Source organism: Streptomyces sp. NPDC048644 (assembly GCF_043199105.1).
In the GTDB taxonomy this organism is placed as follows: domain Bacteria; phylum Actinomycetota; class Actinomycetes; order Streptomycetales; family Streptomycetaceae; genus Streptomyces.
Genome location: NZ_JBICVO010000013.1, coordinates 176,875 through 201,949, shown reverse-complemented (window position 1 = coordinate 201,949; position 25,075 = coordinate 176,875). Strand labels below are relative to the sequence as shown.

At 71.9% G+C, this 25,075-nt stretch carries 28 protein-coding genes; 10 read left to right on the top strand and 18 right to left on the bottom strand.

Annotation, left to right across the window (positions count from 1 at the left end; genetic code table 11):
• Positions 1-2: 2 nt before the first annotated feature.
• A complete protein-coding gene (locus ACGFNI_RS26900; protein ID WP_393687229.1) occupies positions 3-410 on the bottom strand; it encodes a molybdopterin-binding protein in 408 nt (135 codons plus the stop codon).
• A 266-nt stretch (positions 411-676) separates the two neighbouring features.
• On the opposite strand from ACGFNI_RS26900, the gene ACGFNI_RS26895 reads away from it, so the two are divergent.
• The 3 genes from ACGFNI_RS26895 to ACGFNI_RS26885 all read left to right on the top strand — a co-directional run bounded on the left by ACGFNI_RS26895 (position 677) and on the right by ACGFNI_RS26885 (position 5,106).
• Positions 677-1,966, top strand: coding sequence for a hypothetical protein (locus ACGFNI_RS26895; RefSeq protein WP_393687228.1), 1,290 nt, complete (start codon positions 677-679; stop codon positions 1,964-1,966).
• Between the two features lie 309 nt (positions 1,967-2,275).
• Positions 2,276-4,612: a molybdopterin cofactor-binding domain-containing protein gene (locus ACGFNI_RS26890; RefSeq protein ID WP_393687227.1), complete on the top strand. Its 2,337-nt coding sequence runs from the start codon at positions 2,276-2,278 to the stop codon at positions 4,610-4,612.
• Positions 4,613-4,629: 17 nt separating this feature from the next.
• Positions 4,630-5,106 carry a (2Fe-2S)-binding protein gene (locus ACGFNI_RS26885; RefSeq protein ID WP_393687226.1) on the top strand — a complete coding sequence of 159 codons (477 nt, stop codon included), beginning with the start codon at positions 4,630-4,632 and terminating at the stop codon, positions 5,104-5,106.
• A 62-nt stretch (positions 5,107-5,168) separates the two neighbouring features.
• Here the strand turns inward: ACGFNI_RS26885 and ACGFNI_RS26880 are convergent, their stop codons facing one another.
• The 6 genes from ACGFNI_RS26880 to ACGFNI_RS26855 form a co-directional block, all read right to left on the bottom strand.
• Positions 5,169-6,179 carry a serine hydrolase domain-containing protein gene (locus ACGFNI_RS26880; protein WP_393687225.1) on the bottom strand — a complete coding sequence of 337 codons (1,011 nt, stop codon included), beginning with the start codon at positions 6,177-6,179 and terminating at the stop codon, positions 5,169-5,171.
• The gene (locus ACGFNI_RS26875) at positions 6,176-7,150 is read right to left on the bottom strand and encodes a DUF6895 family protein (protein ID WP_393687224.1); all 975 of its coding nucleotides are present in this window, start codon (positions 7,148-7,150) and stop codon (positions 6,176-6,178) included. Before ACGFNI_RS26875 ends, ACGFNI_RS26880 begins: the two co-directional genes overlap by 4 nt.
• The gene (locus ACGFNI_RS26870; RefSeq protein ID WP_393687223.1) at positions 7,147-8,118 is read right to left on the bottom strand and encodes a DUF6895 family protein; all 972 of its coding nucleotides are present in this window, start codon (positions 8,116-8,118) and stop codon (positions 7,147-7,149) included. The genes ACGFNI_RS26875 and ACGFNI_RS26870 overlap by 4 nt, the downstream gene beginning before the upstream one ends.
• A complete protein-coding gene (locus ACGFNI_RS26865; RefSeq protein WP_393687222.1) occupies positions 8,115-8,804 on the bottom strand; it encodes a hypothetical protein in 690 nt (229 codons plus the stop codon). The genes ACGFNI_RS26870 and ACGFNI_RS26865 overlap by 4 nt, the downstream gene beginning before the upstream one ends.
• An 8-nt stretch (positions 8,805-8,812) precedes the next feature.
• Positions 8,813-9,004 (bottom strand): hypothetical protein, encoded by a 192-nt coding sequence (locus ACGFNI_RS26860; RefSeq protein WP_393687221.1) that lies wholly within the window; start codon positions 9,002-9,004, stop codon positions 8,813-8,815.
• A gap of 404 nt (positions 9,005-9,408) precedes the next feature.
• Positions 9,409-10,464, bottom strand: a complete 1,056-nt coding sequence (locus tag ACGFNI_RS26855; protein WP_393687220.1) for an enoyl-CoA hydratase/isomerase family protein — start codon at positions 10,462-10,464, stop codon at positions 9,409-9,411.
• A 289-nt stretch (positions 10,465-10,753) separates the two neighbouring features.
• Between ACGFNI_RS26855 and ACGFNI_RS26850 the strand changes: the two genes are divergently transcribed.
• The 3 genes from ACGFNI_RS26850 to ACGFNI_RS26840 all read left to right on the top strand — a co-directional run bounded on the left by ACGFNI_RS26850 (position 10,754) and on the right by ACGFNI_RS26840 (position 13,399).
• Positions 10,754-11,041 (top strand): hypothetical protein, encoded by a 288-nt coding sequence (locus tag ACGFNI_RS26850; protein ID WP_393687219.1) that lies wholly within the window; start codon positions 10,754-10,756, stop codon positions 11,039-11,041.
• Between the two features lie 549 nt (positions 11,042-11,590).
• Positions 11,591-12,076, top strand: coding sequence for a cation:proton antiporter regulatory subunit (locus ACGFNI_RS26845; protein ID WP_393687218.1), 486 nt, complete (start codon positions 11,591-11,593; stop codon positions 12,074-12,076).
• A gap of 6 nt (positions 12,077-12,082) precedes the next feature.
• Entirely contained in the window at positions 12,083-13,399 is a 1,317-nt protein-coding gene (locus ACGFNI_RS26840) for a cation:proton antiporter (protein ID WP_393687217.1), read from the top strand.
• Positions 13,400-13,494: 95 nt separating this feature from the next.
• On the opposite strand, the gene ACGFNI_RS26835 is transcribed toward ACGFNI_RS26840, so the two are convergent.
• The 5 genes from ACGFNI_RS26835 to ACGFNI_RS26815 form a co-directional block, all read right to left on the bottom strand.
• Entirely contained in the window at positions 13,495-13,938 is a 444-nt protein-coding gene (locus ACGFNI_RS26835) for an SPW repeat protein (protein ID WP_393687216.1), read from the bottom strand.
• Positions 13,939-14,228: 290 nt separating this feature from the next.
• The gene (locus ACGFNI_RS26830) at positions 14,229-14,372 is read right to left on the bottom strand and encodes a DUF6126 family protein (protein WP_393687215.1); all 144 of its coding nucleotides are present in this window, start codon (positions 14,370-14,372) and stop codon (positions 14,229-14,231) included.
• Positions 14,373-14,850: 478 nt separating this feature from the next.
• Complete coding sequence (locus tag ACGFNI_RS26825) at positions 14,851-15,234, bottom strand: ArsR/SmtB family transcription factor (protein WP_393687214.1); 384 nt, start codon at positions 15,232-15,234, stop codon at positions 14,851-14,853.
• A 327-nt stretch (positions 15,235-15,561) separates the two neighbouring features.
• Positions 15,562-16,104 (bottom strand): hypothetical protein, encoded by a 543-nt coding sequence (locus ACGFNI_RS26820; protein WP_393687213.1) that lies wholly within the window; start codon positions 16,102-16,104, stop codon positions 15,562-15,564.
• A complete protein-coding gene (locus tag ACGFNI_RS26815) occupies positions 16,005-16,337 on the bottom strand; it encodes a helix-turn-helix domain-containing protein (protein ID WP_393687212.1) in 333 nt (110 codons plus the stop codon). Before ACGFNI_RS26815 ends, ACGFNI_RS26820 begins: the two co-directional genes overlap by 100 nt.
• A gap of 176 nt (positions 16,338-16,513) precedes the next feature.
• Here ACGFNI_RS26815 and ACGFNI_RS26810 point away from each other — a divergent pair, with 176 nt between their 5' ends.
• Both ACGFNI_RS26810 and ACGFNI_RS26805 read left to right on the top strand, forming a co-directional pair.
• Entirely contained in the window at positions 16,514-16,684 is a 171-nt protein-coding gene (locus tag ACGFNI_RS26810) for a hypothetical protein (protein ID WP_393687211.1), read from the top strand.
• Complete coding sequence (locus tag ACGFNI_RS26805) at positions 16,681-17,010, top strand: hypothetical protein (RefSeq protein WP_393687210.1); 330 nt, start codon at positions 16,681-16,683, stop codon at positions 17,008-17,010. The genes ACGFNI_RS26810 and ACGFNI_RS26805 overlap by 4 nt, the downstream gene beginning before the upstream one ends.
• Before the next feature lie 106 nt (positions 17,011-17,116).
• On the opposite strand, the gene ACGFNI_RS26800 is transcribed toward ACGFNI_RS26805, so the two are convergent.
• Positions 17,117-18,004 carry a siderophore-interacting protein gene (locus tag ACGFNI_RS26800; protein WP_393687209.1) on the bottom strand — a complete coding sequence of 296 codons (888 nt, stop codon included), beginning with the start codon at positions 18,002-18,004 and terminating at the stop codon, positions 17,117-17,119.
• 72 nt (positions 18,005-18,076) lie between these two features.
• On the opposite strand from ACGFNI_RS26800, the gene ACGFNI_RS26795 reads away from it, so the two are divergent.
• Both ACGFNI_RS26795 and ACGFNI_RS26790 read left to right on the top strand, forming a co-directional pair.
• Entirely contained in the window at positions 18,077-18,889 is an 813-nt protein-coding gene (locus ACGFNI_RS26795) for a TetR/AcrR family transcriptional regulator (RefSeq protein ID WP_393687208.1), read from the top strand.
• A 135-nt stretch (positions 18,890-19,024) separates the two neighbouring features.
• A complete protein-coding gene (locus ACGFNI_RS26790; RefSeq protein ID WP_393687207.1) occupies positions 19,025-19,339 on the top strand; it encodes a hypothetical protein in 315 nt (104 codons plus the stop codon).
• A gap of 207 nt (positions 19,340-19,546) precedes the next feature.
• Here the strand turns inward: ACGFNI_RS26790 and ACGFNI_RS26785 are convergent, their stop codons facing one another.
• From ACGFNI_RS26785 to ACGFNI_RS26765, 5 genes are all read right to left on the bottom strand, one after another.
• Complete coding sequence (locus ACGFNI_RS26785) at positions 19,547-20,035, bottom strand: glutathione peroxidase (protein WP_393687206.1); 489 nt, start codon at positions 20,033-20,035, stop codon at positions 19,547-19,549.
• A gap of 102 nt (positions 20,036-20,137) precedes the next feature.
• Positions 20,138-20,569 (bottom strand): STAS domain-containing protein, encoded by a 432-nt coding sequence (locus tag ACGFNI_RS26780; RefSeq protein WP_393687205.1) that lies wholly within the window; start codon positions 20,567-20,569, stop codon positions 20,138-20,140.
• A 324-nt stretch (positions 20,570-20,893) separates the two neighbouring features.
• Positions 20,894-22,273 carry an 8-oxoguanine deaminase gene (locus ACGFNI_RS26775; RefSeq protein ID WP_393687204.1) on the bottom strand — a complete coding sequence of 460 codons (1,380 nt, stop codon included), beginning with the start codon at positions 22,271-22,273 and terminating at the stop codon, positions 20,894-20,896.
• Between the two features lie 36 nt (positions 22,274-22,309).
• Complete coding sequence (locus tag ACGFNI_RS26770) at positions 22,310-23,710, bottom strand: nucleobase:cation symporter-2 family protein (protein ID WP_393687203.1); 1,401 nt, start codon at positions 23,708-23,710, stop codon at positions 22,310-22,312.
• A 123-nt stretch (positions 23,711-23,833) separates the two neighbouring features.
• Positions 23,834-24,907, bottom strand: a complete 1,074-nt coding sequence (locus ACGFNI_RS26765) for an isopenicillin N synthase family dioxygenase (protein WP_393687202.1) — start codon at positions 24,905-24,907, stop codon at positions 23,834-23,836.
• Positions 24,908-25,075: the final 168 nt, after the last annotated feature.

Genomic DNA, 25,075 nt, shown 5'->3' with positions numbered 1-25,075 from the left:
TCTCAGCCCCGGCCGCCCGGCAGATCCACGTGCACCTGTGTCGCCTTCACCCGGGCGGTGACCCGCACACCGACCTCGATGCCCAGTTCCTCGGCCGCTTCCCTGCTGACCAGCGAGACCAGCCGGTGCGGTCCCGACTGGACCTCGATCTGCGCGAGCACGTCGTCGAGGGTGACGGCTGTAACGATGCCGGCGAACGCGTTCCGTACCGAGGTGCGCACCTCGCCCTGCTCCGCATGCGGCCCGGCCGCCCGGCCCTTGGCGAACGCTGCCAGGCTCACGCCGTCGATGGCCCGGTTGCCCGTGCCGTCCCGCTCCATCCGCAACTGCCCGCGGTCGGCCCAGCGGCGTACGGTCTCCGGACTCACGCCGAGCAGCGCGGCTGCCCGGCCGATGCTGTAGGTCGGCACATGCGCACTGTAGGGGCCGCGCCGGGGCGTGCGGTGACCGGGCCTGTCACCGCTGCGTAACAAGGGGACGGAACCGTTGAGCGGGCGGGTCCTTCCGTGTTCGACTGCATGGCGTTCGAGGATGATGCACGTGAAAGACCGTTCCTGAGCGGTGAATCCGGCGGCCCTTTCCGGTATTCCCCGAAAGCGGCGACGGCGTCGTAAGGCGGGGATGAATTTCCGCGGACGCGACGGATCACCGGCCGTGGACCGAGGAAGAGGAAGCAATGCAGCGCATGCGCGGGTCACTGTCCGGCGATTCCGGCGAGCGGCCGGGAATTTCGCGGCGGCTGCTGCTCGGAGTGTCGGGCGCCGCCCTTCTCACTGCGGGGTGCGGCGAGAAGGGAAAGGCCGCGGGGAGCGGCCGTCCTTCGGATTCCGGCAGCGGTGTCCCGACGGGCGCATCCGCGGCCCCGAGTGGTGTGCTGGGCGCCAATTTCAACGAGGATCCCAGCGATATGCGCTTCTCCCAGTTGCGCGGGCTCTCCGCGAGCTGGCTGCGCGGCTTCCTTCCGATGCCGGAGACCGACAAGGGTCCGCCCGCGCGCCAGCGGGCCGTAGCCACTCTGCTCAGTGCGAGCAAGCAGGGGTACGGCACGGTTCTGTCGCTGAAATTCCCTTACCCCGACCGGGCGCTCCCCGCGGTGGGCAGCGCTCTCATGGATGCCGAACTCCAGCGCGTGGATGCGGTGGCGCGTGCGGTGATGGGCACGGTGGACATCCTGGTGATCGGCAACGAGCCCTTCCTCGAAAGCCGTCCCGTGGATCGCGATGGTCCCGCCGTCAACGCCTTCTACGAGCACGTGGCCCGGCATGTCATCGCGTACCGGAAACAGCATTTCGGTGCGCGCTGCAAGACCCGTCTGTACATGGGCGCGCTCAACCGGCTGGACGATCCGGGTCGGCGGACCGAAGCCACCCGGCGCTGGATGGAGTTCGTCCATGACACGAAGGAGATCGAAGGCGTCGACATTCATCCTCATGTGGTCTCCATCGATGCCGCTCAGCAGTATCTGGACTACGTGCTCCCCCGCCTCCGCGATGACCAGAAATTCCTGGCGACCGAATTTTCCCTCGTGCTCAACTGGCGTGAGCACCTGCGGGACACCATCCCGGCCCCGTTCGCCGAACGTTATGGCACGGACCCGGGCACGCGGGTGTGGGAACTGCTCGAAGAGGCCGTCCGGCATCCCTTCCCCCAGGAGAAGTGGAATGCCTTTCTCGGCATGAGCCCGTGGTTCCACGCCCATCAGCATTTCCTGAGGAATCAGGTGCAGAGGTTTCGTGCCACGGGGAAACTCGCGGTGGCCACGTACGGCGTGGTGCAGGCCGACGCCATGGTGCGGAACATCGGCCCCGGCAAACAGCCGTGGCTGCTGAACAGCCTGTACGCGAACCGGACCGTCCAGGAGCACGGGGGAATCACCGGCCGCAATCAGGCGTGGTTCAAGGATTTCCGCGCTCTCCAGCGCCGGCGTGACCGGCTGCCGGTCCGCACGGGCGAAACGGCCACGTGACGCGGTGGACGGTGAGGACGCTTCGCACGGCCGGGGCGCCTTCGCAGGATCCACACCATCTCTGACGCGGCGTCACCAGCCGTGAAGGCCACGTGAATCCTTCCTCTCGCCCTGCGCATGGACCCTCCGCGGAACCGGCCTCATCAGCGGAAACGGCGCTGCCCGCCATCCAGTTGTGCCACACTCACAGCCGCGCCGGCTCGACGGATGGCGCCATGACCATGGCTCACTTCTGTGGCCCGTGACAGGCTCCCGGACCCGGAACGGGCGTCACTCGTCATCCCGTTCGGGCTCCCGGAAGGACCGCACATGGCTGAACCGAGCCGTTCGCCACAGCACTCACAGACCGCACCCGAAGGCCCCGGCCGTCGCCGAGTGCTCGCCTATCTCCTCGCCGCCCCGACCCTCGCCGTCGGCGTGCGCATAGGCACCGACGCGCTCGACGGGCAGGAGGCGGCGGCAGCCGTCCCGACTCTTCCGCAGCCCGAGGAGCTCTTCGACCTCGGCGACCTGCAGAACCTGGCGGCGGCGCCGACGTCGGGCCTGATCACGGTCCAGGTGCACAAGGACGGCACCGCCTCGTTCGCGGTCCCCAGGGCCGAGGTCGGCCAGGGCATGACCACCGCGATCGCCATGATGATCGCCGAGGAGCTGGACCTGCCGCTGGACAAGGTGCGCGTCGAACTCGCCGACGCCCGCCCCGAGTTGCTGATGAACCAGATGACCGGCGGCTCCAACTCGATGCGCAGCATGTACCTGCCGGTGCGTACCGCGGCGGCCGTCGCCCGGCAGCGGCTGATCGCAACCGCCGCCGCGCAGTGGGGGGTTGAGGCGTCCGAGCTGACCGCGGCGGTAGGCGTGATCCGTCACGGGTCCACGCACCGCGCGACGTACGGCTCGCTCACCGAGGCCGCGGCCTCGGTGGCCGCAACGGCCGTCAGGGCCACCGCGCCGCTCAAGTCACGGGACGCGTTCACGGTCCTGGGCACGCCCCGGAACCGTATCGACGCGCTGGAGATCGTCACCGGCCGCAAGAAGTTCGGCATGGACCGCCATGTCCCCGACGCCAAGCCGACGATGGTGCGCCGGCCGCCGACCGTGAACGGCACGGTCGAGTCCGTCCGCAACGCCGACGCGGTCAGGCGGATGCCAGGCATCACCGACGTCGCGACGATCAAGCACGGTGTGGCGGTGCGGGGTGCGACGTTCGGGCAGTGCATCGACGCGCTCCGGGCCCTGGAGGTGACCTGGGGCCCCGGCACCGTGGACGGGGAGTCGGACGACACCGTCCTGCGCAAGCTCAAGGCCGCCACTTTGCCCATGGTCGTGCCGCCCCTGCTCACCAAGAAGATCGACGCCGAGTTCACCTTCGCGTTCGCCAGCAACAGCCCGCTGGAGCCGGACAACGCGATCGCGGACGTGCGCGCCGACCGTGCCGAGATCTGGGCGAGCCTGAAGGTGCCGATCGTCGCGCAGAGCGAGATCGCCGCCCGGCTCGGGCTGCCGCTGAAGGCCGTGACCGTCCATGTGGTGGAGGGCGGCGGCTCGTTCGGGCGGCATCTCTTCCACGACGTGGCCGCCGAAGCCGCCGAGATCTCCCAGAAGATGGGAAAACCGGTGAAGCTGTCGTGGTCCCGGACGGACAACTTCCGGCACGGCCGCACCCATCCCATGTCCGTCTCGCGGGTGCGCGCGACGTACACGCGGGGCAACGTCCTCAGCTACGAGCAGCGGCACACCAGTTCACAGACCGACTTCGGCCACGGACTCGGCGAGATGATCACGTCGACGGCCGCGAAGCTTCCCGTGGCGGGCAATCTGACGTTCGCCGAGACCATCTTCCAGCTGAGCCAGTACTCGCCCTACCACTTCGGCGTCACCACCCAACTCCTCAACGAGGTGCCGCTGAAGTTCAACACAGGCAGCATGCGGAACATCTACTCGCCGAACGTGGCCTGCGCCCGGGAGCTGGTCGTGGACCAGCTTGCCGCGCAGACAGGCAAGGACCCTGTGGCGTTCCGCCGCGAGTTCCTCCGGGACAAGCGGCTGCGCGCCGTGCTGGACAGGGCCGCCGACGAGGGTGAGTGGGGCGCGTCGCGGCCCGAAGGCGTCGCGCAGGGCATCGCGCTGCACGCGGAGTACCGGGGAGCCGTCGCCACGCTCGTCGAGATCGACTGCCGCCCGCAGACCGTCAACCGGAAGGTGGAGCACGGGGTGACCGGGCCACGCGTCACGAAGGCGCTGATGGTCGTGGACGCGGGCTTCGCCATCAACCCCCGTGGCCTGGAAGCCCAGATGATGGGCTGCGTGAACGACGCGCTCGCCCTGGCGCTCACTTCCAGCCTGCACATCAAGGGCGGCGTCCCGCTGGAGGGGAGCTGGGACGACTACTTCTACACACGGCAGTGGAATACCCCGCCCGAACTGCGGGTCGTCGTCATGCCGAACACCGGCGACAAGCCGTCCGGGGCGGGCGAGCTGGGTGTCGCGCCCGCGTTCGCCGCCATCGCCTGCGCCTACGCGCGCGCCACCGGAACGATGCCGACCAGCTTCCCCATCAACCACGGCAAGCTCGGCTTCGAACCGCTCCCCCGCGAACCGTCCACTCCCCAGTCCCCCACCGACGGTCTCGACCGCGCCTACTAGGAGCCCTGATCACCTCCATGGCCAGCCACACCTTCACACTCAACGGCGAGCAGATCACCGTCGAGGCCGAGGACGACGTACGACTGCTGTGGGTGCTGCGTGACCTGCTCGGCGTCACAGGGCCCAAGTACGGCTGCGGTCTCGGTGTCTGCCAGGCATGCACGTCGCACATCAACGGCAAAGCCTTCAACCCGTGTTCGGTCCCCGTCTCCAAGATCTCTGAGGACGACGAGATCACCACCATCGAGGGCCTGCCGGGAACGGTCGGCAAGGAACTGCATCCGATGCAGGAAGCCTGGCTCGACCTCGACGTCGCCCAGTGCGGCTACTGCCAGCCAGGCCAGATCATGGCCGCCGTCGCCAAGGTCCGTCAGGCCGCCGACGTCGGCCGGGAGATCGACGACGCCGATCTGGACGAGATCCGCAACATCTGCCGCTGCGGCACGTACACCCGGATCCGGGAAGCGATCAAGGCGGGCGCGAAGAACATGTGACGGGCATCCCCGGCTCGCCGACGCGCGTCGGGCATCCGCCCCCGCCCCGGCCGCCGAGACGCTCAGGCCAGCAGGTTGTAGGTGCTCTGCTGGAGCGTCGCCACGGGCGGGTAGCGGCGGTTGGCGAGAGCGACCAGGGCGGTCCCGGTGGACGGCCGGAAGGCGAGGAACGCCTCCTGACCGGGGGTGGCGCCGCTGTGGAAGAAGAACGGGCCGTGCTCGGACGGGTGCTGGAACCAGCCGATGGTGTGCGTGTGCTCCCGGTGGCGTCCGCGGCGCAGCAGGGGTTCCTGTACGTAGCGGAGCGCGTCGGCCAGTGGGGGGTGGCTGCCGGGGGCGAGGAGCGCCTCAAGGTAGGTGAGCAGGTCCCCCGGGGTGGCGCGAACGGCTCCTGCCGCGACCCAGCCGCCGGGCGCGAAGGGCGGGCAGGCTTCGTCACCTGTGAGGTCGTGCCCGAGGGCGTCACGGTGGTCGTAGGGCCCGGTCAGCGTGGTGTCGGCGAGGCCGAGCGGGCCCAGCACGTGGGTGGTCATCAGGTCCGTGAAGGGCGTGCCGGTGGCCCGTGCGAGGGCGGGGCCGAGGAGGGCGACGCCGAAGTTCGAGTAGTGCCAGCGCGTTCCCGGGGCGCTGCGGGGCCGGCAGCGTGCGAAGGCGCCGAGCATCCGCGGCTGGGTCGAGTGCGCGAAGGGGTTCGCGTGGAACCGGCCGCGCGGCTGGAGGTAGACGCTCCAGGGCAGGCGCGGCAGCCCGGAGGTGTGGGTGGCGAGGTGGAACAGGGTGATGGCGTCCCGTCGCGCGTGCGGTGGGACGGGCGGCGGCAGGAGAGCGGAGAGGCGGTCGCTGAAGCCGAGAATGCGCTGGTGGGCGAGGGTGGCGAGGAGCAGCGCCGTGAAGGTCTTCGTCACGGAACCGACCTCGAAGCGCAGGTCCGCGCCGCGCGCCCCGGCGGGACCGGTGCCTCCGGTGACGACCGTGCGGTGGCCGTCCTGCGACAGGGCCATGACCACGTCCGGGGCATCGACGGAATCGACGATGGCGCGCAGCTCCGCCCGTGTGGGGGACGGGGCCGTCATGACGCGGAACCGGTCAGGGCGGTCAGCGCGCGCGACGTGGCCATGGTCGAGGCGAAGACGGCGACCAGCGTGGGGTGGTACAGCGTGCCGAACTCATCGGCGCCGTCCGCGGGCCGAGTGCGTTCCAACGGCATGGCTCCGTCGGCCCCTTGGGCCTGCGCGAAGCTCTGCCAGGCGGCGCCGTCCAACGCGGGCCTCGGCAGCATCGCGTCGACGACGAGGAGTTCCCCGAGCAGGTCCCAGTGCTCCCTCTCGCGCCACTCGTCGACCCAGACCGGCAGCCAGCGCGTCAGGTAGTCGGCGATGTCACCGGGGAGCGCGTCGAGGCGGGCTCCCCAGTCGGTGAGGTGGAAGACGGTGTGGGTGACGACGTAGGCGATGTGGTAGTCGACCGTCCACGGCTCCGGGGTCTGCGCCAGCCACGTCCCGCGGAGCGCGGCGGCCGTCTCGGCGCCGGACGTCAGCTCGGCGCGGGCCTCATGGCGGGTCAGCCCCAGGCGCCGGTTCGGCAGCATCTCCAGCGCCTGCCAGCTGCGGATGCCGCTCATGACCCGGGCGTGCCGCTCCACCTCGGCGTGGTGGTAGCCCAGCTCCCGGAACGCCGTGTAGACCTCCAGCGGGAGGGGCGAGAGCGGTTCGTCGCGCTGCATCCAGGCCAGCAGGCCGCCGCCGTCGAGCACGTCCCGCCAGGCGAAGTCGAGGAGCCCCCGCATCTGCGCGGCCTGGCTGGTCCCGGCCACGCCTTCGCGGGTCAGCACCCGTCCCATGAGGGCGAGTTCGCCGACCGGCTTGAAGAACTCCTTGACCTCGTCGGGGGCGGCGGCACGGTCCGGCGTACGGAATCCCTCCCGGTGTTCCTCCAGCCAGTGCACCGCGCGCGAGCCCACCTGGTGCATCAGGGCCGTGGCACCGGCCCCGTCGGCGTACGCGGCGCCCCCGCGGGGCGCGCTTTCCGGAGTCTCCCCGGTCATCGTCGGGCCTCCTCGGGCGTAGGGGCGGCCGTCCCCGCACCGGCCGCGGCGTGGCTGGTGAGCGCGGCGGCGAAGGCGATGACCAGCGTGGAGTGGTAGCAGGAGCGGAACGCGAGCGGGGATCCCGGCTTCGTGTGCTCCGGGGCCGATCCGTCGGCCTCCTGTGCGTGCTCCGGGAGCGAACCGTCGGGCCGCTGTGCCTCCTGGAGCGTCCGCCATGCGTCGTCGGCGCCTGGCAGTGCTCCCGGCGGGCCCAGCACGGCGGCGACGGCCAGCAGTTCACCGGCCAGGTCCCAGTGGCCGGCCTCCAGTGTGCACTCCAGCCAGGCCGGCAGCCACAGCAGGAGGTAGTCCCGGACGGCGGCGGGTAACCGGTGCGGCTCGCTCCCCCAGTTGGTCAGGTGGAACACGTAGTGGGTGGCGTCGTAGCCGGTGTCCGTGGTGTGGGCCCAGGGCTCGGGCAGGCCGCCGAGCCAGGTACGGGCCTGGGCCGCCGCCCGGTCGGTGTGCGGTGTCAGGCCGAGCCGGTGTTCGGCCTGGAGCACCGCGAGCGTGCGGGTGGGCGGGCGCTCGGCGAGGCGCCAGGCGCGGGTGCGGGCGACGTCCCGCATCTGCGCCTCGAAGGGCGCGTGGTGCCGTCCCGCCTCGGCGAAGACCGCGTACAGCTCCAGAGGGTAGGCCGCGTGGGGTTCACGGCGCACCAGCGCGGCGAAGACCTCGCCCCGCCGCGTCTCGCGCCAGGCGAAGTCGAACAACTCCTGGGCGTGGCACAGCGCTTGACCGCCCGTGCCGCTCAGCCGTCCGATGGTGTAGGTCAGTTGCGCCAGCTCGCCCAGCGGGCGCAGCGTCCAGCTGCGGTCGTGGCGCGGATCCGCGTAGTCGTGCGGCAGCCGGAATTCGTCGCGGTGCGCGGAGAGCCACCGCAACGCCCCCTCGGTGACGCCTTCCAGGCCCGCCGCGCCCCTCACCGCTCGCCCCGGGCCAGGGCCTGGGCGGCGCGCACATGCAGGGCGGCCCGTGCGTCGTCGGCACCGACCTGGGCGACCATGGCCAGGCCCGCCGTCAGCCCCAGCGAGTCGGGGGCGCAGCCGGCGGCGGCCAGCCAGCGTCCCACCGCCGCCGCCTGGACCCAGTCCTGACGGCGCACGGCGCGGACGAACCCACGGGAGAGGTCGTCGGCTCGGGCGGTCGCGGCCGGGAGCAGCGCGGTGCTCATGGGGCTTGCCAGGGACGCGAGTTGGGCGAAGCGGTGGGTGATCTGCTGCCAGGTGCCGTCCGCGGCCCAGGCGGCCTCGGGTTCCACGGCGGCCGGTGCGCCGCCGGGGCGCACCCGGTGCAGCACCGCCGTCAGCCCCCAGTGGGTCCAGGTGCTGGGCACGGACGAGGTGTCGGGCGGGAAGGCGCGGGCCGCGCCGCCGGCCAGGGCCAGATCCCCCTGCGACACCGGCATTCCCAGGAACGCCCACGGTGCCAGCACGTCCGCCCCCAGCACCCGGGCCGCCGCCAGGGCGACGGGATCGTCCGCGTGGGTGAACAGGGAGGCGGAGAGGTCGAAGGGGTTGCCCCCGCCGTTGTGCAAGGCGGAGGCAACCGTGTGGGCGATGTGCTGAACGGTTTCGTGAACCGCTGAGCCGTGCCGCCCCGTCGTCGTCACGTCGGTGACTACTTCTTCGGACGCGGCGTGGGCGGCGACAGCAGCCCGCCGCCGGCACCGCCACCGAGGAGCAGCGCAGCGCATTCGGCGCTGTCGTGGAACGTGCCGTCGGCCTCGGCCGGGTTCAGCAGCGCTTCGACGTCCTCCAGCAGTTCCTCTGTGGGTGCGGTCACGCCGGTACGGGTTTCGATGGGCAGCATGTGATCAGCCTCCTGTTCACGAATTCAGCCCTTGTGTGGCTGATTCAGGTTAGGCACAGAGGCATGACACCCGCATGTCGGCATGGGAGGCACGGGAGCCACGGGATGAACCGGGGCGAAATAGGGCGACACGGGACGTCACGGGGACGGCGCCCGAGTCGGCTTGTGCGCCACGGCGGCCCACCGGCCTCGCCGGCCACCCATGGCGATGACTGTGACCCGGACGCCCAACTCCGGTTCGAGTTAATGGAGTTGACGCAGAAGCGCCGTCCTGAACGGCAGCCCGCACCGTCGGCCGGGCACGCCAGAGGCCGACGCGGCGCAGCTCGCCACCGGCATCTTTGGCCAAAGCCTCCCCGTCCCCTGCGGGGCGCCGCCCCTCCCGCCGGGCATCCGCCCTCCGGTCAGGCCGTCACCTCCGCCACCCCCAGCTCCCCCTCCCCCAACGAGCGGAAGTGCCGCTCGACTTCGGCGTCCGTGACGTCCTCCAACCTGGCCGGTGACCAGTGCGGATCGCGGTCCTTGTCGACGATCCGGGCACGGATGCCCTCGACCAGGTCGGCCGAGCCGAGCGCGACCGACGCGACGCGGTAGTCCTGGTCGAGCACCCGCTCCAGCGAGCCGAGCCGCCTGGCCCTGCGCACGGCGGCGAGGGTGACCTTGAGCGCGGTGGGCGAGTGCTCCAGCAGCGTCTGCGCGGCATGCTTGGCGGCCTGCTCGCCGCTCTGTTCCAGCCGGTCGACGATCTCCTCGACGGTGTCGGCGGCGTAGCAGGAGTCGATCCAGCCGCGGTGGGCGGCCAGTTCGGCCTCCGGCGGCGCCGCCGCGTGACGGCGTACGGCATCCGGCACGGCCATGACGGCGAGGTCGGCGGCGCATTCCGGGAGCCGGGCGGCGGGCACCAGATGGTCGGCGAACCCGCACAGCAGCGCGTCGCCCGCGGACATCGAGGCGCCGGTCAGCGCGAGATGAGTGCCCAGCTCTCCCGGCGCACCGGCCAGCAGATGGAGACCGCCGACGTCGGGCACGAAGCCGATGGCGGTCTCCGGCATGGCGATCCGGGAGCGTTCGGTGACGATCCGCACGCCGCCGTGCGCCGAAACGCCGACGCCGCCACCCATCACGATGCCGTCCATCAGGGCGACGTACGGCTTGGGGTAGCGGGCGATGCGGGCGTTGAGGCGGTACTCGTCGCGCCAGAAGGCCAGGGAGGCGGTGCCGTCGCCCTCGCGCGCGTCGTCGTGGATGGCGCGGATGTCGCCGCCCGCGCACAACCCCCGCTCGCCGGATCCGCCGATCACCACGGTCGCCACCTCGCGGTCCTGCTCCCACGCGGTCAGCGCCTCGTCGAGGTGGCGCACCATGCGGTGGGTGAGGGCATTGAGGGCGCGAGGGCGGTTGAGGGTGAGGTACCCGGCGTGGCCTTCGGTGTGCCGCAGTACGGAGTCGTCGGCGGTCATCGGACGGATCCGGTGCGGGGCGGGGCGGTGACTGGCATGGCTCGGGTCGGTCCTTCCCGTTCTGTTGCGCCCGCGGTGGCGAACGGTCTCGGCCTCGCCGGCCCAGACACCCTCAGTCCATCAGACGGGTCTGACACCCGTACCGGCGCGGTGCCGGTTCACGGATTACGGGCCGTGACCGGCGGGCACAACTAGCGGGATGTGCCGGTACGGGCCGGGTTCCGCGCGCCCCGCCCGGCGCGCCGGCGACCGCTCGCGACGACCGCTTCCGGGAGAGGAGGGGAAACCGATGCCCCCTGATGACAGGTGCCAACTCACCGAACTCACCGAGCAGTTCGGGCAGCCGGCACCGTGGCACGTCACGGGGCCGGTCGCCCGTGGCCGCCAAGGGGCGCGGCCCGCCCGGCGGCAAGGCGCCTGGCTGCTGCTGGCCCTCGCGCTCTGCGGCCTGGCCTACGGCATCGCCTCCTCACAGGGCCTGGTGATCGCGGTCTGCCTGATGCTGGCCGGTCTATCCGGGCAGCTCGTGGACCGCGGGCGAGTACGTCGGCCGTGGCCGGCGACCGGGCGCAGGTGATGGCGGGACCGGGAGCCCGCGAACGGGACGCCGGCGCACCGTCGTTGCGCAAGCGTCCCCCACGGCGGCGGCGCCACCCCCACCCGGCAACCGTTCCGCTCCCATACCGCCCCCTTTCGGCCAATTGACGCTGAGTTAAACTCTCCCCTGGGCCATCAACGCACTGGTGGCCGGCCGCCGCCCCTTGGCGTGGCGCGCGGCCGGCCACGGCGGACATCGGGGAGGCGGGGCATGCGGGCAGTCACCGTGACCGTGACCGCTGCCCCGTACCGCACCGCCCGCGCCGTCCGTGTGCGGCGTGCGCACTCCCCTGCCCGTGCCCTGCGGCCACGCATCGCTCCCTGTGCACGCAGCGGCATCCCCGATATGTCCAGCGCCGGTTGATACGGCTTCCGCCGCACCGGAAGCCTGCTCCGCCCGACCCCTGTCACCGGCGTCACGTGCTGCACAATTCCTCACCAGTGGTGGCGGGAGCGTGCCTCCTGCCACCCGTCCAGGGGCATCGCATTGCCCGCACGCTGTCACCGCACGCCCGCATGGAGCGCATCAATGGAGCCATCGGCCCACGTCGGCAAGACCGCCCTTCCAGGGGTCGGCACCCGCTACGACCTCGCCACGGAGAGCGGCCGGCATCTTTCGGTCGTCGTCCACCAGGACGGCAGGCGCATTCTCGCCTTCCACGACCCCGAGGACGAGGACAACTGCAAGGACGCCGCGACCCTCGCCCCGCACGAGGCCACCGCGCTGTCCGAACTCCTCGTCCCCGACCCCGTCGCCCATCTGCACCAGCATCTGGAGATCGACCTGGTCACCGAGCACATCCCGGTCACCAAGCGGTCCCCCTACGCAGGCCGGACACTCGGCGCCACACAGGCCCGCACCCGTACCGGCGCGTCCATCGTCGCCGTCCTGCGCCGTACCGACGCCTTCCCTTCGCCCACCCCGGACTTCCGCTTCGCGATCGGCGACACGCTCGTCGTCGTCGGCACCCGGGAAGGCGTGGACGCCGTCGCCGAATTGATCACCGGAGGGTAACCGCCCGTGCACGAAACCACCGCGCTGCTCATCGAACTCGGGGCCATCATCCTCGGCCTCGGCATTCTCGGCCGGCTCGCAGGACGGGTGGGATTCTCCCCGATTCCGCTCTATCTCGTCGCCGGACTCGCGTTCGGCCACGGCGGGCTGCTGCCGCTGAACGCCAGCGAGGAATTCGTCTCCACCGGCGCCGAGATAGGCGTCATTCTGCTGCTGCTCCTACTGGGGCTCGAATACAGCGCATCCGAACTCGTCACCAACCTCAAGACGCAATACCCGTCGGGCATCGTCGACTTCGTGCTCAACGCGGTGCCGGGTGCGGTGGCCGCGCTGGTGCTGGGCTGGGGCCCGGTGGCGGCGGTGGCGCTGGCCGGCGTCACCTGGATCTCGTCGTCCGGTGTGATCGCGAAGGTACTCGGTGACCTCGGCAGACTCGGGAACCGCGAGACACCGGTCATCCTCGGGGTGCTGGTCATCGAGGACCTGGCGATGGCCGTCTACCTGCCGCTGCTGACCGCGCTGCTCGCCGGGCTGAGCCTGGCGGGCGGCAGCCTGACCCTGCTGATCGCGCTCGGTACGGTCGGCGCGGTGCTCTTCGTGGCGCTGCGGCACGGCAGGCTGATCAGCCGCGCGGTCTCGTCCGACAACCCCGAGATGCTGCTGCTGGTGGTACTCGGCCTGACGGTGCTGGTCGCGGGGGTCGCCCAGCAGCTCCAGGTCTCCGCGGCGGTCGGCGCCTTCCTGGTCGGCATCGCGCTCTCCGGTGAGGTCGCCGAGGGCGCGCACCACCTCCTGGCGCCGATGCGCGACCTGTTCGCCGCGGTGTTCTTCGTCTTCTTCGGCCTCAACACCGATCCGGCGGCGATTCCGCCGGTGCTGGTGCCCGCCCTCATCCTGGCCGTGATCACCGCGGGGACCAAGGTGGCCACCGGCTGGTTCGCGGCCCGGCGGGCCGGCGTCAAGACCGCGGGGCGCTGGCGCACCGGCGGCACACTGGTCGCCCGGGGCGAGTTCTCCATCGTGATCGCGGGCCTGGCCGTCGGGGTGGAGCCCCGTATCGGGCCGCTGGCCACCGCGTACGTACTGATCCTGGTGATCGCCGGGCCGCTGGCCGCCCGCTTCACCGAGCCGGTGGCACGCCGCCTGACCCGCAGGTTCAGCAAGGCACCGGCCGCTGCGGTCGCCGGGGCGACGCCGCCTCCCGCGCCGACGGCCGAGCCGCAGCCCGCGGCCGACGAGGCGGTGGCCGGTCCCCCGCAGGCACCGCAGGACGTCCCCGAGGCGTCACCGACGGCGACCGATGCGGCGCACACCCACGGCTGACCTGCGACGACGCACACCGTCGGCCGGTGCCCCGATCTCCGGGCACCGGCCGACGGCGTTTCCCCCGCAGTGTCACCGCACGCGCGGGACGGACGTCACGTCACACGGTGGCGGTTCTTCGCGGCCACCCCGACGCAGACCAGACCCAGCAGGAATGTCAGTCCGCCGATCACCACGTTGGTCAAGATGACTCCCATGTCCGGGCTGCTGCCCACGATCCAGGGCGCGATGATCATCCACACGCCCATGGCGCACATCGCCCCGCTCAGCCCGTACATCCGGGCCGGCATCACGGTGAACCCCAGGGCCAGCAGGCCGATCGCGATGCCCATGATGAGGTTGTGCGTCGCCAGCGCGGGCTGCGAGTTGGTGTAGTGCACGATCCACGGCGAGACCGCACAGAACAGGCCGACCAGGAACACCGGCCCGTCCACGAGTGCTACATCCCGCCCTCCGAGCACCCGCTCGTATCGGGCCTGCATCTCGGAAACATCGGGGTGACCGGCCAGATCTCCCCTGCTGTGTGAGACGTCGGCCATGCGACTCGCCTCCTTCGTTCGCAAGCCTGGCCGTAATCGCGCGGCATCGACCACGCACCTTCAATTCTGCGCTTATGTCGCCTTTATGTGTAGATGACGGGGGTGATGAGTTCGAGAAATCGATGGCGACGGATTGCGGCGCACCCGGAGTCACCTCCCGTGACCCTTCGCACCGTCCCGGGCGCCCCCGCTCAGCAGAAAGGACTTCTCAACTCCGGCCCGCTGCACGGATGCGCCGCCGGGCGGCACGGGAAACGGAAGGCCGCCCGCCCGTACCGCCCGGGGTGCCGTCAGGTACCCGCGTGCCGCCCCAGATAGAACAGCAGGGCCAGAAATCCGGCCACGAGATGGCCGACCGCTATGTAGAGCAGGACCTGCCGCGTCGTGGCGTGCTCCTTGCGCCGGGCGACCAGCGCCAGGACGCGCGGCGGCATCGAGGGACGCACGACGGGGCGCCCGATGGGACGGCCGGTGCGGCGCCGGATCGGGACGGCGCGCCGGCGGACGCCGCAGCGCGGCGCCGTACGGGCACCGGCCGCTCCCCACGGGCAGGGACGCCGGCCCGCGGATCGCACCGCTCCGCTTTCGAGCGGGTGATGGTGCCCCGAGCAGGGCCGCCGGGCACCCGGGGTTCCGGCCATGGGTATGCAGGTACGCGACCGGACCGAGCGCCACGGCGGCGGCCCCTTCCGTCGTGCTGCGCCGGGCACCGCGCTCACCCGGCGAGGCCGCCGAGCGGCCGGCCCGAACCGCTGCGGCACGACGTGGACGTACGGCCTGCCGTCGCCGGCCCCCGCACGGTACGGCTACGACGTCCAGGACCGCGGGCCCCGGCCCGTCGAACGGCGGCCGATGCCACGCCGCCGACCGGAGCGCGCCCCTCCACCGGCACCGGATTCCTCTGCATGTCGCTCACGACGCCTCCTGTACGCAGCCCAAGTCGGCCTGTGCGCAGCCCGGTTCGGCCCGGCGCAGCTCCGTGAGGAGTTCGTGCTGGCCGACGAGGACCGCGGAGAGTGTCCGGCGGGCGGCCCGCAGCAGCCCCGCGACATCGCCGCCCGCCAGCTCGTAGACAACCGTGGAGCCGGTACGGGTGGCCGTGACGATGCCGGAGCGGCGCAGCACGGCCAGCTGCTGGGACAGTGCGGCCGGCTCCACCTCGATCGCGGCTCGCAGCTTCCGTACGGCCAGCGGGCCGTCCTGCAGCAGTTCCAGCACCCGGATGCGGACCGGGTGCCCCAGCATGCGGAAGAACTCGGCCTTCGCTTCGTAGAGCGGCACGCGGGCGGCTGTCATACGGACTCCTCCCCCATGGCGCGCGCAACGGCACCGACGACTGCCGCGCAGACGCCGTCCACCGCCCGCGCCGCCACGGCCCTGGCCTGCGCCGCCGGTGTTCGTTGCCGTACCGCTCCGGCGAAACCGCCCACTCGCGTCCTCCGCACCGCGGCCCGCCGGCCGCCACGCCAACTGTTGAATTGCAGACTTATGCAACTGTAGACGACGGCGCGACGCCACGGGACGGCAAGGCCCCCCGGATGTGCCCCCTTTGAGCCGGGTGGAGATCCGGGGCACGCCGCTGTCTCCAGCGGGCTCGCCCGGCGCCCGCATCGCCGGTGTGCGTCACAGCGGGGTGTAGAGGGAGAGCTGCAGTGCCGGGTGGTCGTTGGCCTGGAAGGTCGCATAGCTGAACGTGCGGACGCCCTGTTCGGGGTGATGGAGCGTCTTACGGCCGTTTCCGCTGGTCAGGATGGGGTGCTGGGTCCACCACGCGGCGAATTCCGGGCAGTCCCTGCGCAGCCCGGCCGCGAGGCCGACGAAGGAGGGGTCGGCCGGCCACAGGTCGTGGGCGGTCCGGAACCGGGCCACGACGCGTCGGGCCTCCTCGGGCCACCCCGGGCCGAATAGGCGCCGCGCCTGGGGGTCGAGCAACAAGTAACGCAGGACGTTGCGGTCCTCATCGGGCAGCCGGCCGAAGTCGGTGAACAGTTCGGCTGCCGCGTCGTTCCAGGCCAGCAGGTCCAGGCGGCGGCCGGTGACGTAGGCGGGCCGTTCCAGGCCCGCGATCAGGTGCCGGATGGCCTCGGGCACCTGCTCCCGGACGAAGGGCCGGCGGCGGGGGCCGCGCGCCAGGACCCGCAGGTGGTCCTTCTCGGCCTCGTCCATGCGCAGAACGCGGGCCAGCGCATCCAGCGTGGCGGCCGAGGGGAGACGGCCCGCCCCTGTTCGAGCCGGATGTACCAGTCGACGCCGATGCCCGCGAGCTCGGCCACCTCCTCGCGCCGCAGTCCAGGCGTGCGCCGACGCCGCCGGTCGGGCAGCCCGACCGCTTTCGGGCTCAGCTTCTCCCGGCGGGACCGAAGGAACTCGCCCAGTCCGTTGCGGGTCGATTTCGGCATGATCGGCTGCTCCCGCTCCTTCCGCTGCTTCCGCTGCTTCGACGGGTGAACTCGCGTTCCACGAGGGTGGGTCCGCGCGATCCCAGGATGATGCCAGGTCTGGATACGGCTCAGCGGCGCCCCCACGATGAGGCCGTGCCACATCCGGTGGCCCTTCGAGAGGAGCGCGAGGCCGCATGAAAGCCGCAGTCCTGAAGCAGTTCGGATCCCCTTTGGCCGTCGAGACCGTGCCCGATCCCGTCCTGGGGACGGGCGAGGTCGTGGTCGACGTCGCCGCGGCCGGCGTACTGCCGTACGCCGCTGAGGTCTTCCGCGGGGAGCGGCATACCTGCTCACGCTGCCGGTGACGCCGGGAAGCGGGGCGGTGGGCCGGGTGCGCGCCGTGGGCCCCGACGCGACGCGTCTGCGCGTCGGCGACTGGGTCCTGTGCGACCCGACCGTCCGCTCGCGGGACGACGCGCTGACCCCTGACATCACGCTTCAGGGCCTGAGCGCCCGCGGGCAGGGCGGACTGCGCCTGCAGGAACACTTCGGCCAGGGCCCCTTCGCCGAACAGCTACTGACCAGGCCGGGCTGCTGGATCTCCGTCAGTTCACCGTCACAGCCTTCGGTCTCGACGACGCCAACGCGGCCCTCGCACACGCCGCCGCCGAAGGAGGACGCTTCAGCCTGACGGTCATTCAGCCGACCGCGCCACGCTGAACGCACTCGTCACAACCTGCCGGCACGGCGACACGGTCACCACCGACGCCCCCTCACTCCCTCACCCCATCCGAGCGTCAACTACCCTGCCCCGCCCCCGACTCCGCCCGGAGTGCCGATATGCGTTCCTGCGCCTCGGCGAGGTCTTCTTCGGTGGGGGCGTCGTCCTGGGTGAGGCTGCGGCGCCAGTAGCCGGTGAAGTGGATCCGGCTCTTGGCGATGCCGCGCTCTCCGACGAGATGGCGGCGCAGCGTCCGTACCGCGCCCGCCTCTCCCGCCAGCCAGGCGAAGGTCTCGCCCGAGGGGATGTCGGCGTCGCGGACGGCAGGCAGCAGCGCCTCGCCGGGGCCGCCCGGCGCGTCCTGGCGGTGGACCCATCGCACCGTGACACCGGGCCTGTCCACGGCGAGCGGCTGTTCCTCCGCCGCGTCCGCCACCTCGACGCAGGCCAGGGCGCGGGCGCCGTCGGGCAGCGCCTCGATCAGTGAGCTGATGGCCGGCAGGGCGGTGGCGTCACCGGCGAACAGCAGCCAGTCGGCGGTGTCGAGCGGCAGTTGACCGGCGTAGACGGCATCCGGGCCGTAGCGCCCGAGGGTGTCGCCGACGGCGGCGGACGCGGCCCAGCGGGTGGCCGGCCCGCTGTCCCCGTCGTGCAGGACGAAATCGATGCTGATCTCCCGGCGTGCCGGATCGTGGGACCGCACGGTGTAGCTGCGCATCCACGGCCGTTCGTCTTCGGGTATGGCGAGGAACGCCCGGTACCAGCGCATCGCGTCGCCTTCGGCCCCTGCGTCCGGCAGTCGCGGGGCGTTCTGGCCAGGCCGGGGGAAGCACAGTTTGAGCTGCTGGTCGGGCCAGGCGGTGAGGGTGTCGAGGCCGTCCCCGGTGAACGTGACCCGGACCATCCGTGGGGTGATCCGGGTGACGTCGGTGACGTGAATGAGCGCGACCAGTGCAGGCGTCATCGAATCCCCCTGATATCCTTATGCCGTAAAGAGTTCACTCGTGACGTTACTTTACGGCGTAAGGAGATGCAAGTGGTTGTCTTCGCCGGGCAGGGCGACGCCCGCCGTTCGATTGCCTTGCTGTGGCGCGAGGCGGGAGCCGCGCCCGCGCGCCCTGCGCCAGGGCCCAAACCCGCGCTCAGCGTGGACGCGATCGTCGACGCCGGCATCGCCGTCGCGGACGCCGATGGCATGGCGGCCCTGTCGATGCGTGCGGTCGGCGAACGCCTCGGACGCACCGCCATGGCGCTGTACACCTACGTCCCCGGCAAGAACGAGCTGGTGGACCTGATGCACGACCGCGCGCTCGCCGAACTCCCCACCTGCTACGACCTCGCGCCCGGCTGGCGCGCCGCCCTGACGTCCTGGGCCGAGGACACCTGGGCGTTCTACCTGCGCCACCCCTGGGTCCTCCAGGTGTCGCAGGCCAGGCCGGTGCTCGGGCCCAACGAATACGTCGCGCTGGAGACGGTCCTCCGCGTGCTGTACGCCACGGAGCTGCCGTCGTCCGCCGTGCGGCGCATCGTGGGCACGCTGTTCCACTTCGTGCGGGGGGCCGCGCAGACGGTCGCCGAGTCACGGCTGGCCGCGGCGACGACGGGGGTGTCCGACGAGGAGTGGTGGCAGGCCCGTTCCTCGGTGCTCGGTGAGGTCGCCCCCGAATTCCCGCAGCGTTTCCCGCTTCTGGTCCGGCTGGAGACCGAGGGCACCGCGCACGCCTCCGAAGGCACCGCGCACGCCGACGGCGAAGAGCCGCACCTGGAACGCGAGGCGCGGGCGACCTTCGATGTCGGGCTGACGGTGCTGCTGGACGGAATCGAGGCGGCGGTGGACAGGAACCAGTGACCGCCGCGGTGGCGCCCGCGCGTCAACTTCTCGGCGCGGGAACGTATCTTCTGCCCCTCACCACCTCAGGGGCATCTGGGTCACTCCGCCCGCGCCCCCGCAACCCGAGGACCGGTCTCCGGGTTGAGTCCGGGCATGGACGCCAAGCAGAACCCCGGTCATCCGTTCCAGCGCCACCCCCTTCCCCCGCAGACGCGGGCGCTCCCGCCGCCCCCGCCGCATCGCGCGCCGCACCCTCACGAGGAAGGCACCCCGATCTTCGACCAGTTGCTCCGGGAGTGGCGTTCCGGTGCGCTGCGCCCGACGGTGTCGTGGCCGGTCGACGAGACGGCCCCGGGGGCGGTGCGACGCGGTGCGGGTGCGCCGGATGACGGGCGCACCGTCCCGCGCACCCGGCGTCACGGTTCCGGCCAGGAACCGCCGCGCTCCCCCTCACAGCCCGAACGCTGAACGGCCGCCGCCGCGCACTCGGCACCTTTCCCTGGACGGCCCGCATGAGTACACCATCGAGTGAATCGGCGAGGCGCCGGTGCCACGAACGGATGACGGGTCACGCGGGAGAGAGAAACGGAACCGCCCCGTCCCGGCTCGCGCGGAGCGGCCGTGAACGGGGCGGGTGAGCCGGTAACGAGGCGGCGTGACGGGCGTGTTGCCGCATCAGGCGGGGACGTTCTCCTCGATGGCGGAGACGATCGCGGCGGCGTCCGGCTCGACCTGCGGGGAGAAGCGCGCCACCACGGTGCCGTCCGCGCCGATGAGGAACTTCTCGAAGTTCCACCGGATGTCGCCGGTGTGGCCCTCGCCGTCCGCCACGTCGACCAGCTGCTGGTACAGCGGGTGCCGGGTGTCGCCGTTGACGTCGATCTTCTCGGTCATCGGGAAGGTCACGCCGTACGTCGCCGAGCAGAACTGGGCGATCTCCTCGGCGTTTCCGGGCTCCTGGCCCATGAACTGGTTGCAGGGGACGCCCAGGACGGTGAAGCCGCGCGCCGCGTACTGGGCATGCAGCCGCTCAAGCCCCGCGTACTGCGGGGTGAGGCCGCACTTGGATGCGACGTTGACGATCAGTACGGCCTTGCCGCGGTACTGGGACAGGTCGGCGGAACCGCCCTGGAGGGCGCCGATTTCTACTTCGTGAACAGACATGAAGCGTGATGGTAGTCCGCTCGGCCGACGGTCGACACCGGCGCATCGGCGCGCGGACGCCGGCCCGCTACGGGAGAGCCGGGCCGGGCCCGCGGCTCCGGGTCACCCCTGGCACCACACCGCGCTGACCGCCGGCCTGTCCGGTGCGCCGGGCTGCGTCCCGTCGTCGGATCCGCCGGACGCCGGCGAGGGGACGTCGGTGAGCACGTCGAAGGAGCCGGTCAGGCCGGTCATGGCGAGCAGTCGCATGACGCTGTCGCCGGTGGCGACACCGGTGAGCCTGAGCCGTCCTGCCTTCGCGCGCGTCCGGTGGCGGGCCCGGCACAGCAGCGAGAGCCCTGAGCAGTCGATGAAGGTCACCGCCCGCAGATCCAGTATGAGATCGGGGCGGCGGGTGCCGGTGAAGTCGTCCAGCCGGTCGGACAGCGTCCACGCGGCGAGAACGTCCAGCTCGCCGCGGAGTTCGACGACGGTGGTGCTACCCACCGTGTACGTCCGGCCGAGAAAGCCTCGGGTGTTGTGATCCTCGTCCATCAGGCCCGTCCCTCTTTCGTGCCAGGGCGCGAGATCCCGCCACACGTAGGCGGCGGAGGTGTGCGGAAGGTGAGGGAGCGTCGATGAGGCCGGGCGGTTCCGGCCGCCGGTGGCGCTCGATGTGGTCGCGGTGCCGGTCGCCGGCTGTGATCCGGGTCGTCGAGTGTGCCGCGTGTGTACGGTTTTACCGCGGGTGTCTACGGCCTACCCGTTTGACGAGCTGTCAAGTCCCGGCAGGGGGGACGGCGGAAAGGTTGGCTCAAACTCGCCCTGGTGCCCGTCCGGTTACGCACACAGAGCCGGACGGGGGGCTGTTCTCGGCGGCTATCCGCTGAGTCCGGCGAGCGTGGCCAGGCGCCGGGCCTGGGCGCGGGTGGTGCGGGCGATGGCGTCCTCGTCCGCGGTGACGAGGTGGCCGTCCGCGAAGACCGGGTCGCCGTTGACCAGCAGCAGGGTCAGCGGGGCCGGGGCGCCGAGGACGAGGGCGGCCACCGGGTCGGCGATGGAGGAGTGGAGCAGACCGTCGACCCTCCACAGGGCGAGGTCGGCCAGTTTGCCGGGTTCGAGTGAGCCGATCTCCTCCTGGCGGCCCAGTACCCGCGCGCCGCCCATGGTGGCCATCCGTAGCGTCTGCCGGGCGGTGAGTGCCTTCTCGCGGTGGCTGCCGAGCCGGTTGACCAGCAGGGTGTTGCGCAGCTCGGCGCCGAGCTGACCGGATTCGTTGGACGCGGCGCCGTCCACGCCGAGGCCCACCGGGACGCCGGCGGCGAGCATGTCGGGGACGCGGGCGAGTCCGGCGGCCACCCGGGCGTTGGATGACGGGCAGTGCGCCACGCCGGTGCCGGTCTCGGCGAAGCGTGCGATGTCGGATGCGGTCATGTGGATGCAGTGGGCCATCCATACGTCCTGGCCCAACCATCCTGAGGACTCCAGCAGTTCGGTCGGCGTCATGCCGTACCGCTGCCGGCAGTGTTCCTCCTCTTCCGCGGTCTCGCTGCCGTGGGTGTGCAGCCGTACGCCCTTGGTGCGGGCCAGGGTCGCGGCCGAGCGGAGCAGTTCGGACGAGACGGAGAAGGGCGAGCAGGGCGCGACGCCGATGCGGAGCATGGAGGCGGGCGACGGGTCGTGCCAGCGGTCGATGGCCGTCTCGGTGGCGAGCAGGGCCTCTTCGGTGGTCTCCACCGCGAAGTCAGGCGGCAGCCCGCCGTCCGATGCGCCCCGGTCCATGGAGCCGCGGGTGGGCGAGAAGCGCAGGCCCATCTCGGCCGCGGCGCGGATCCCGGCGCCCAGCAGGTCGCCGGCGCCGCGGGGGAAGACGTAGTGGTGGTCGGCCGTGGTGGTGACTCCGGACAGTGCCAGGGCGCCCAGCGAGCCCTGCGCCGCGGCGTACACCATCGGTTCGTCGATCCGGGCCCAGACCGGGTAGAGGGTCACCAGCCAGTCGAAGAGGTTGCAGTTCTGGGCGAGGCCGCGGGTGAGCCACTGGTAGAAGTGGTGGTGGGTGTTGACGAGCCCCGGGGTCAGCAGGTGGCCGCCGGCCTCGATCCGCCGGGCGACGTCCGGCAGGCCGTCGGGAGCCGGTCCCGGGCCGGCCGATTCGATGCGGTGGCCGGCGACCACTACGTGGCCCGTCGGGTGCTCGGTGCCCTGCGCGTCCATGGTGGCGAGGGCGCAGTTCTCGATGACAAGGCGGTTGGCCGGCACGGTCGTTCCTCGTTTCGGTTCGTTCGCGGGCGGGCTTCAGCGGGCGGCTCGGTGCCCGGGGCGCCGGGTGGCGGTGGCCGTCCCGGGGCCGTCTCCTTCCCCGGACCTCCCTCGGGTGCGTCGGCCGCGCCGCGGTGCGTGGTGGAACAGCAGGTTCAGGGTGAACGCGGAGACGGCGGTGCAGGTGATGGCGCTGCCGACGATGATGCGGGCTCCGGCGGGCAGCCGGTCGTAGATGTGCGGGGCGGTCACCGGAACCATCCCTGCGACCAGGGAGACGGCGACGATCAGCAGGTTGGACGTGCCGTCGAATTCGACCCGGCGCAGGATGCGGATGCCGACCCCGGCCACCATGGCGAACATCACCAGCGCCGCGGCGCCCACCACCGGGTCGGGCAGCGAGGCGACGAGGGAGCCCAGCCGCGGGACGCAGCCCAGCACGATCAGCAGGGCCCCGGCGACGGCGGTGACCCAGCGGCTGCGGACGCGGGTCATCTCCACCAGCCCGAGGTTCTCCGCGAAGACGGTGTCGGGGAAGGAGTTCATGGCCGCGGCGAGCACTCCGGAGAGGCCGTCGGCGGCCAGTCCGCGGCCGAGGTCGCCGGTGCTCAGGGGGCGGTCGGTCATCTCCGCCACCGCGAGCATGCTGGCCGTCGACTCGGTGAAGATCACCAGCATCACCACGCACATCGAGACCACCGCGGCCACCGGGAAGTGCGGCGCGCCGAAGTGGAACGGCTCCGGCAGCCCGAGCCAGGGCGCCCCTGCGGCCTGCGAGAAGTCGGCCTGGCCGAGCGGGAAGGCGGCCAGGGTGCCGGCCACCATGCCCACCAGTACGGCGACTTGGCCGATGAAGCCGCGCGAGAGCCGCGTCAGCGCGACGATCAGGGCGAGCACCCCGCCCGCCAGCAGCAGGCGCGCGGGCGCCGCGTAGCCGGGGGCCGACGGGTTGTCGCCTGCCACCATCCCGGTGCCGACGCCGAGCAGCGACAGTCCGATGACGGTGATCACGGTGCCGCCGACCAGTGGCGGGAAGTAGCACGCGAGACGCGCGAACGGCGCCGCGACCAGCAGGCCGAACACGCCGCCCGCCAGCATCGCTCCGTAGACCGCGGCCATGCCGTACTGCTGCGCGATGAGGATCATCGGCGATACGGCGCTGAAGCCCGCGCCTGCCACGATCGGCAGCCGCACGCCGAGCACCCGGCCCACACCCACGCTCTGGAGCAGCGTCACCACCCCGGCCACCAGCAGGTCGGCGTTGATGAGCAGGGCCACCGTGGCGAGCGACAGGCCGGTAGCGGCGCCGAACAGCAGGGGTACGGCGATGGAGCCGGTGTACATCACCAGGACGTGCTGGGCGCCCAGGAGGAGGAGCGGGCCCCAGGGCGGGCGCCGGTCGACGGGGTGGCGCGGGGGCGGGCCGGTGTCTTCCACGGGGCGTGACCTCTCCGTGCGCGGCCCGGCGGGCGCCGCCAGGTCGTTTCCGGGGCGGGCGAACGGCCGGACAGGGCGGGTGGTGGCGGGACTCGGGGCCGGGCGTGACCGGGTGTGGCCGGGTCAGTGGTCGCCGGTGTCGGTGGCGGCGAGCAGGCGTGCGCTCTCCCGCGTGGCGTCGTCGTGCGGTCGCAGGGCGCGGGAGCCCGCCAGCTTGGCTGTGATGTGCTCGCCGATGGTGACCGGCGGGTAGAGCGGTTCGGTGCCCGGGGGGACGCAGCCGGGCAGCGGGCTGATGACCGCGTCGTGGTTGCCGTCGTGGAAGTAGGCGGCGGACCTGCGGCGCACCAGCCGCCCTTCGGCGTCGGCCGGCGGCAGTACCCGGTGGAGCGTGGAGCGCCAGCGGTCATTGCTCCAACGGGCCAGCGCGTCACCGAGGTTGACCAGCAGGGCACCGTCGGCCGGCTGCACGTCGTGCCACCGCCCGCCGTCGCCGAGTATCTGGAGTCCCGGCACCCGGTCCGCCCACAGCACGGTGACGATGCCGTAGTCGGTGTGCGCGCCCATCCCCATCCGGCCCCGGTCCAGGCGCGTGTCCCCGGCGGGCAGCGCGTAGTTGTTCATCCGCAGCACGTCGACGGAGTGGTCGGTGTACGGGCGGAAGAAGTGCTCGTCGAGTCCGAGTGCGTGCGCGAAGATCCCGGTCAGCAGCCGCGCCAGGCCGCCCGCGTGCCGGAACCAGGTGTCGACGGCTTCCCGGAAGGCGGGGACGCGGCGCGGGTCGGGCCAGCGGTTCGCGGGGAAGTGCGTGGCCGGCAGCGCCCCTCCGGTGTGGCCGGTGCCGTCCACCCCGACGTTGAACGCCTCGAACAGGTCCTCGGGCGAGGCGGCGCCCAGGCTGAGGCTGAGTTTCTCCGCTTTGGGCGGGGTGTAGCCCCGGTTGATCTCGGGCGGGGCGCACAGGGCCTTCTTCTCGTCCAGGGGGAGGGCGAAGAAGGCGTCCATGGCGGCGGCCAGGTCCCGCCGGGCGGTGTCCGGGATGCCGTGGCCGGTGATCTGCAGGAAGCCGACGGTGCCGGCCGCTTCGTCGACGGCCGACGCGAGCGCGGCGCGCTCCGCCGCGCTGCCCGTGGCCCAGCGCGACACGTCGATGACGGGAACCTCGAAGTCGCCGTGAGATGCGGGGAGTTCAGCCATCGCGGGCCCCTCCTTCCGTGCGGGACAGGGGGATTTCCTGACGGTGCATCACGGTGGCGGGGCGCCCTGGCCATGTAAATGCCCGGCTGCGGATTCTGGCCGACCGCCCAAACCCGCCCCGCCGATCCCCCGTCACCCTTGGCCGAACCTCCAATGCGGTTTCGTACG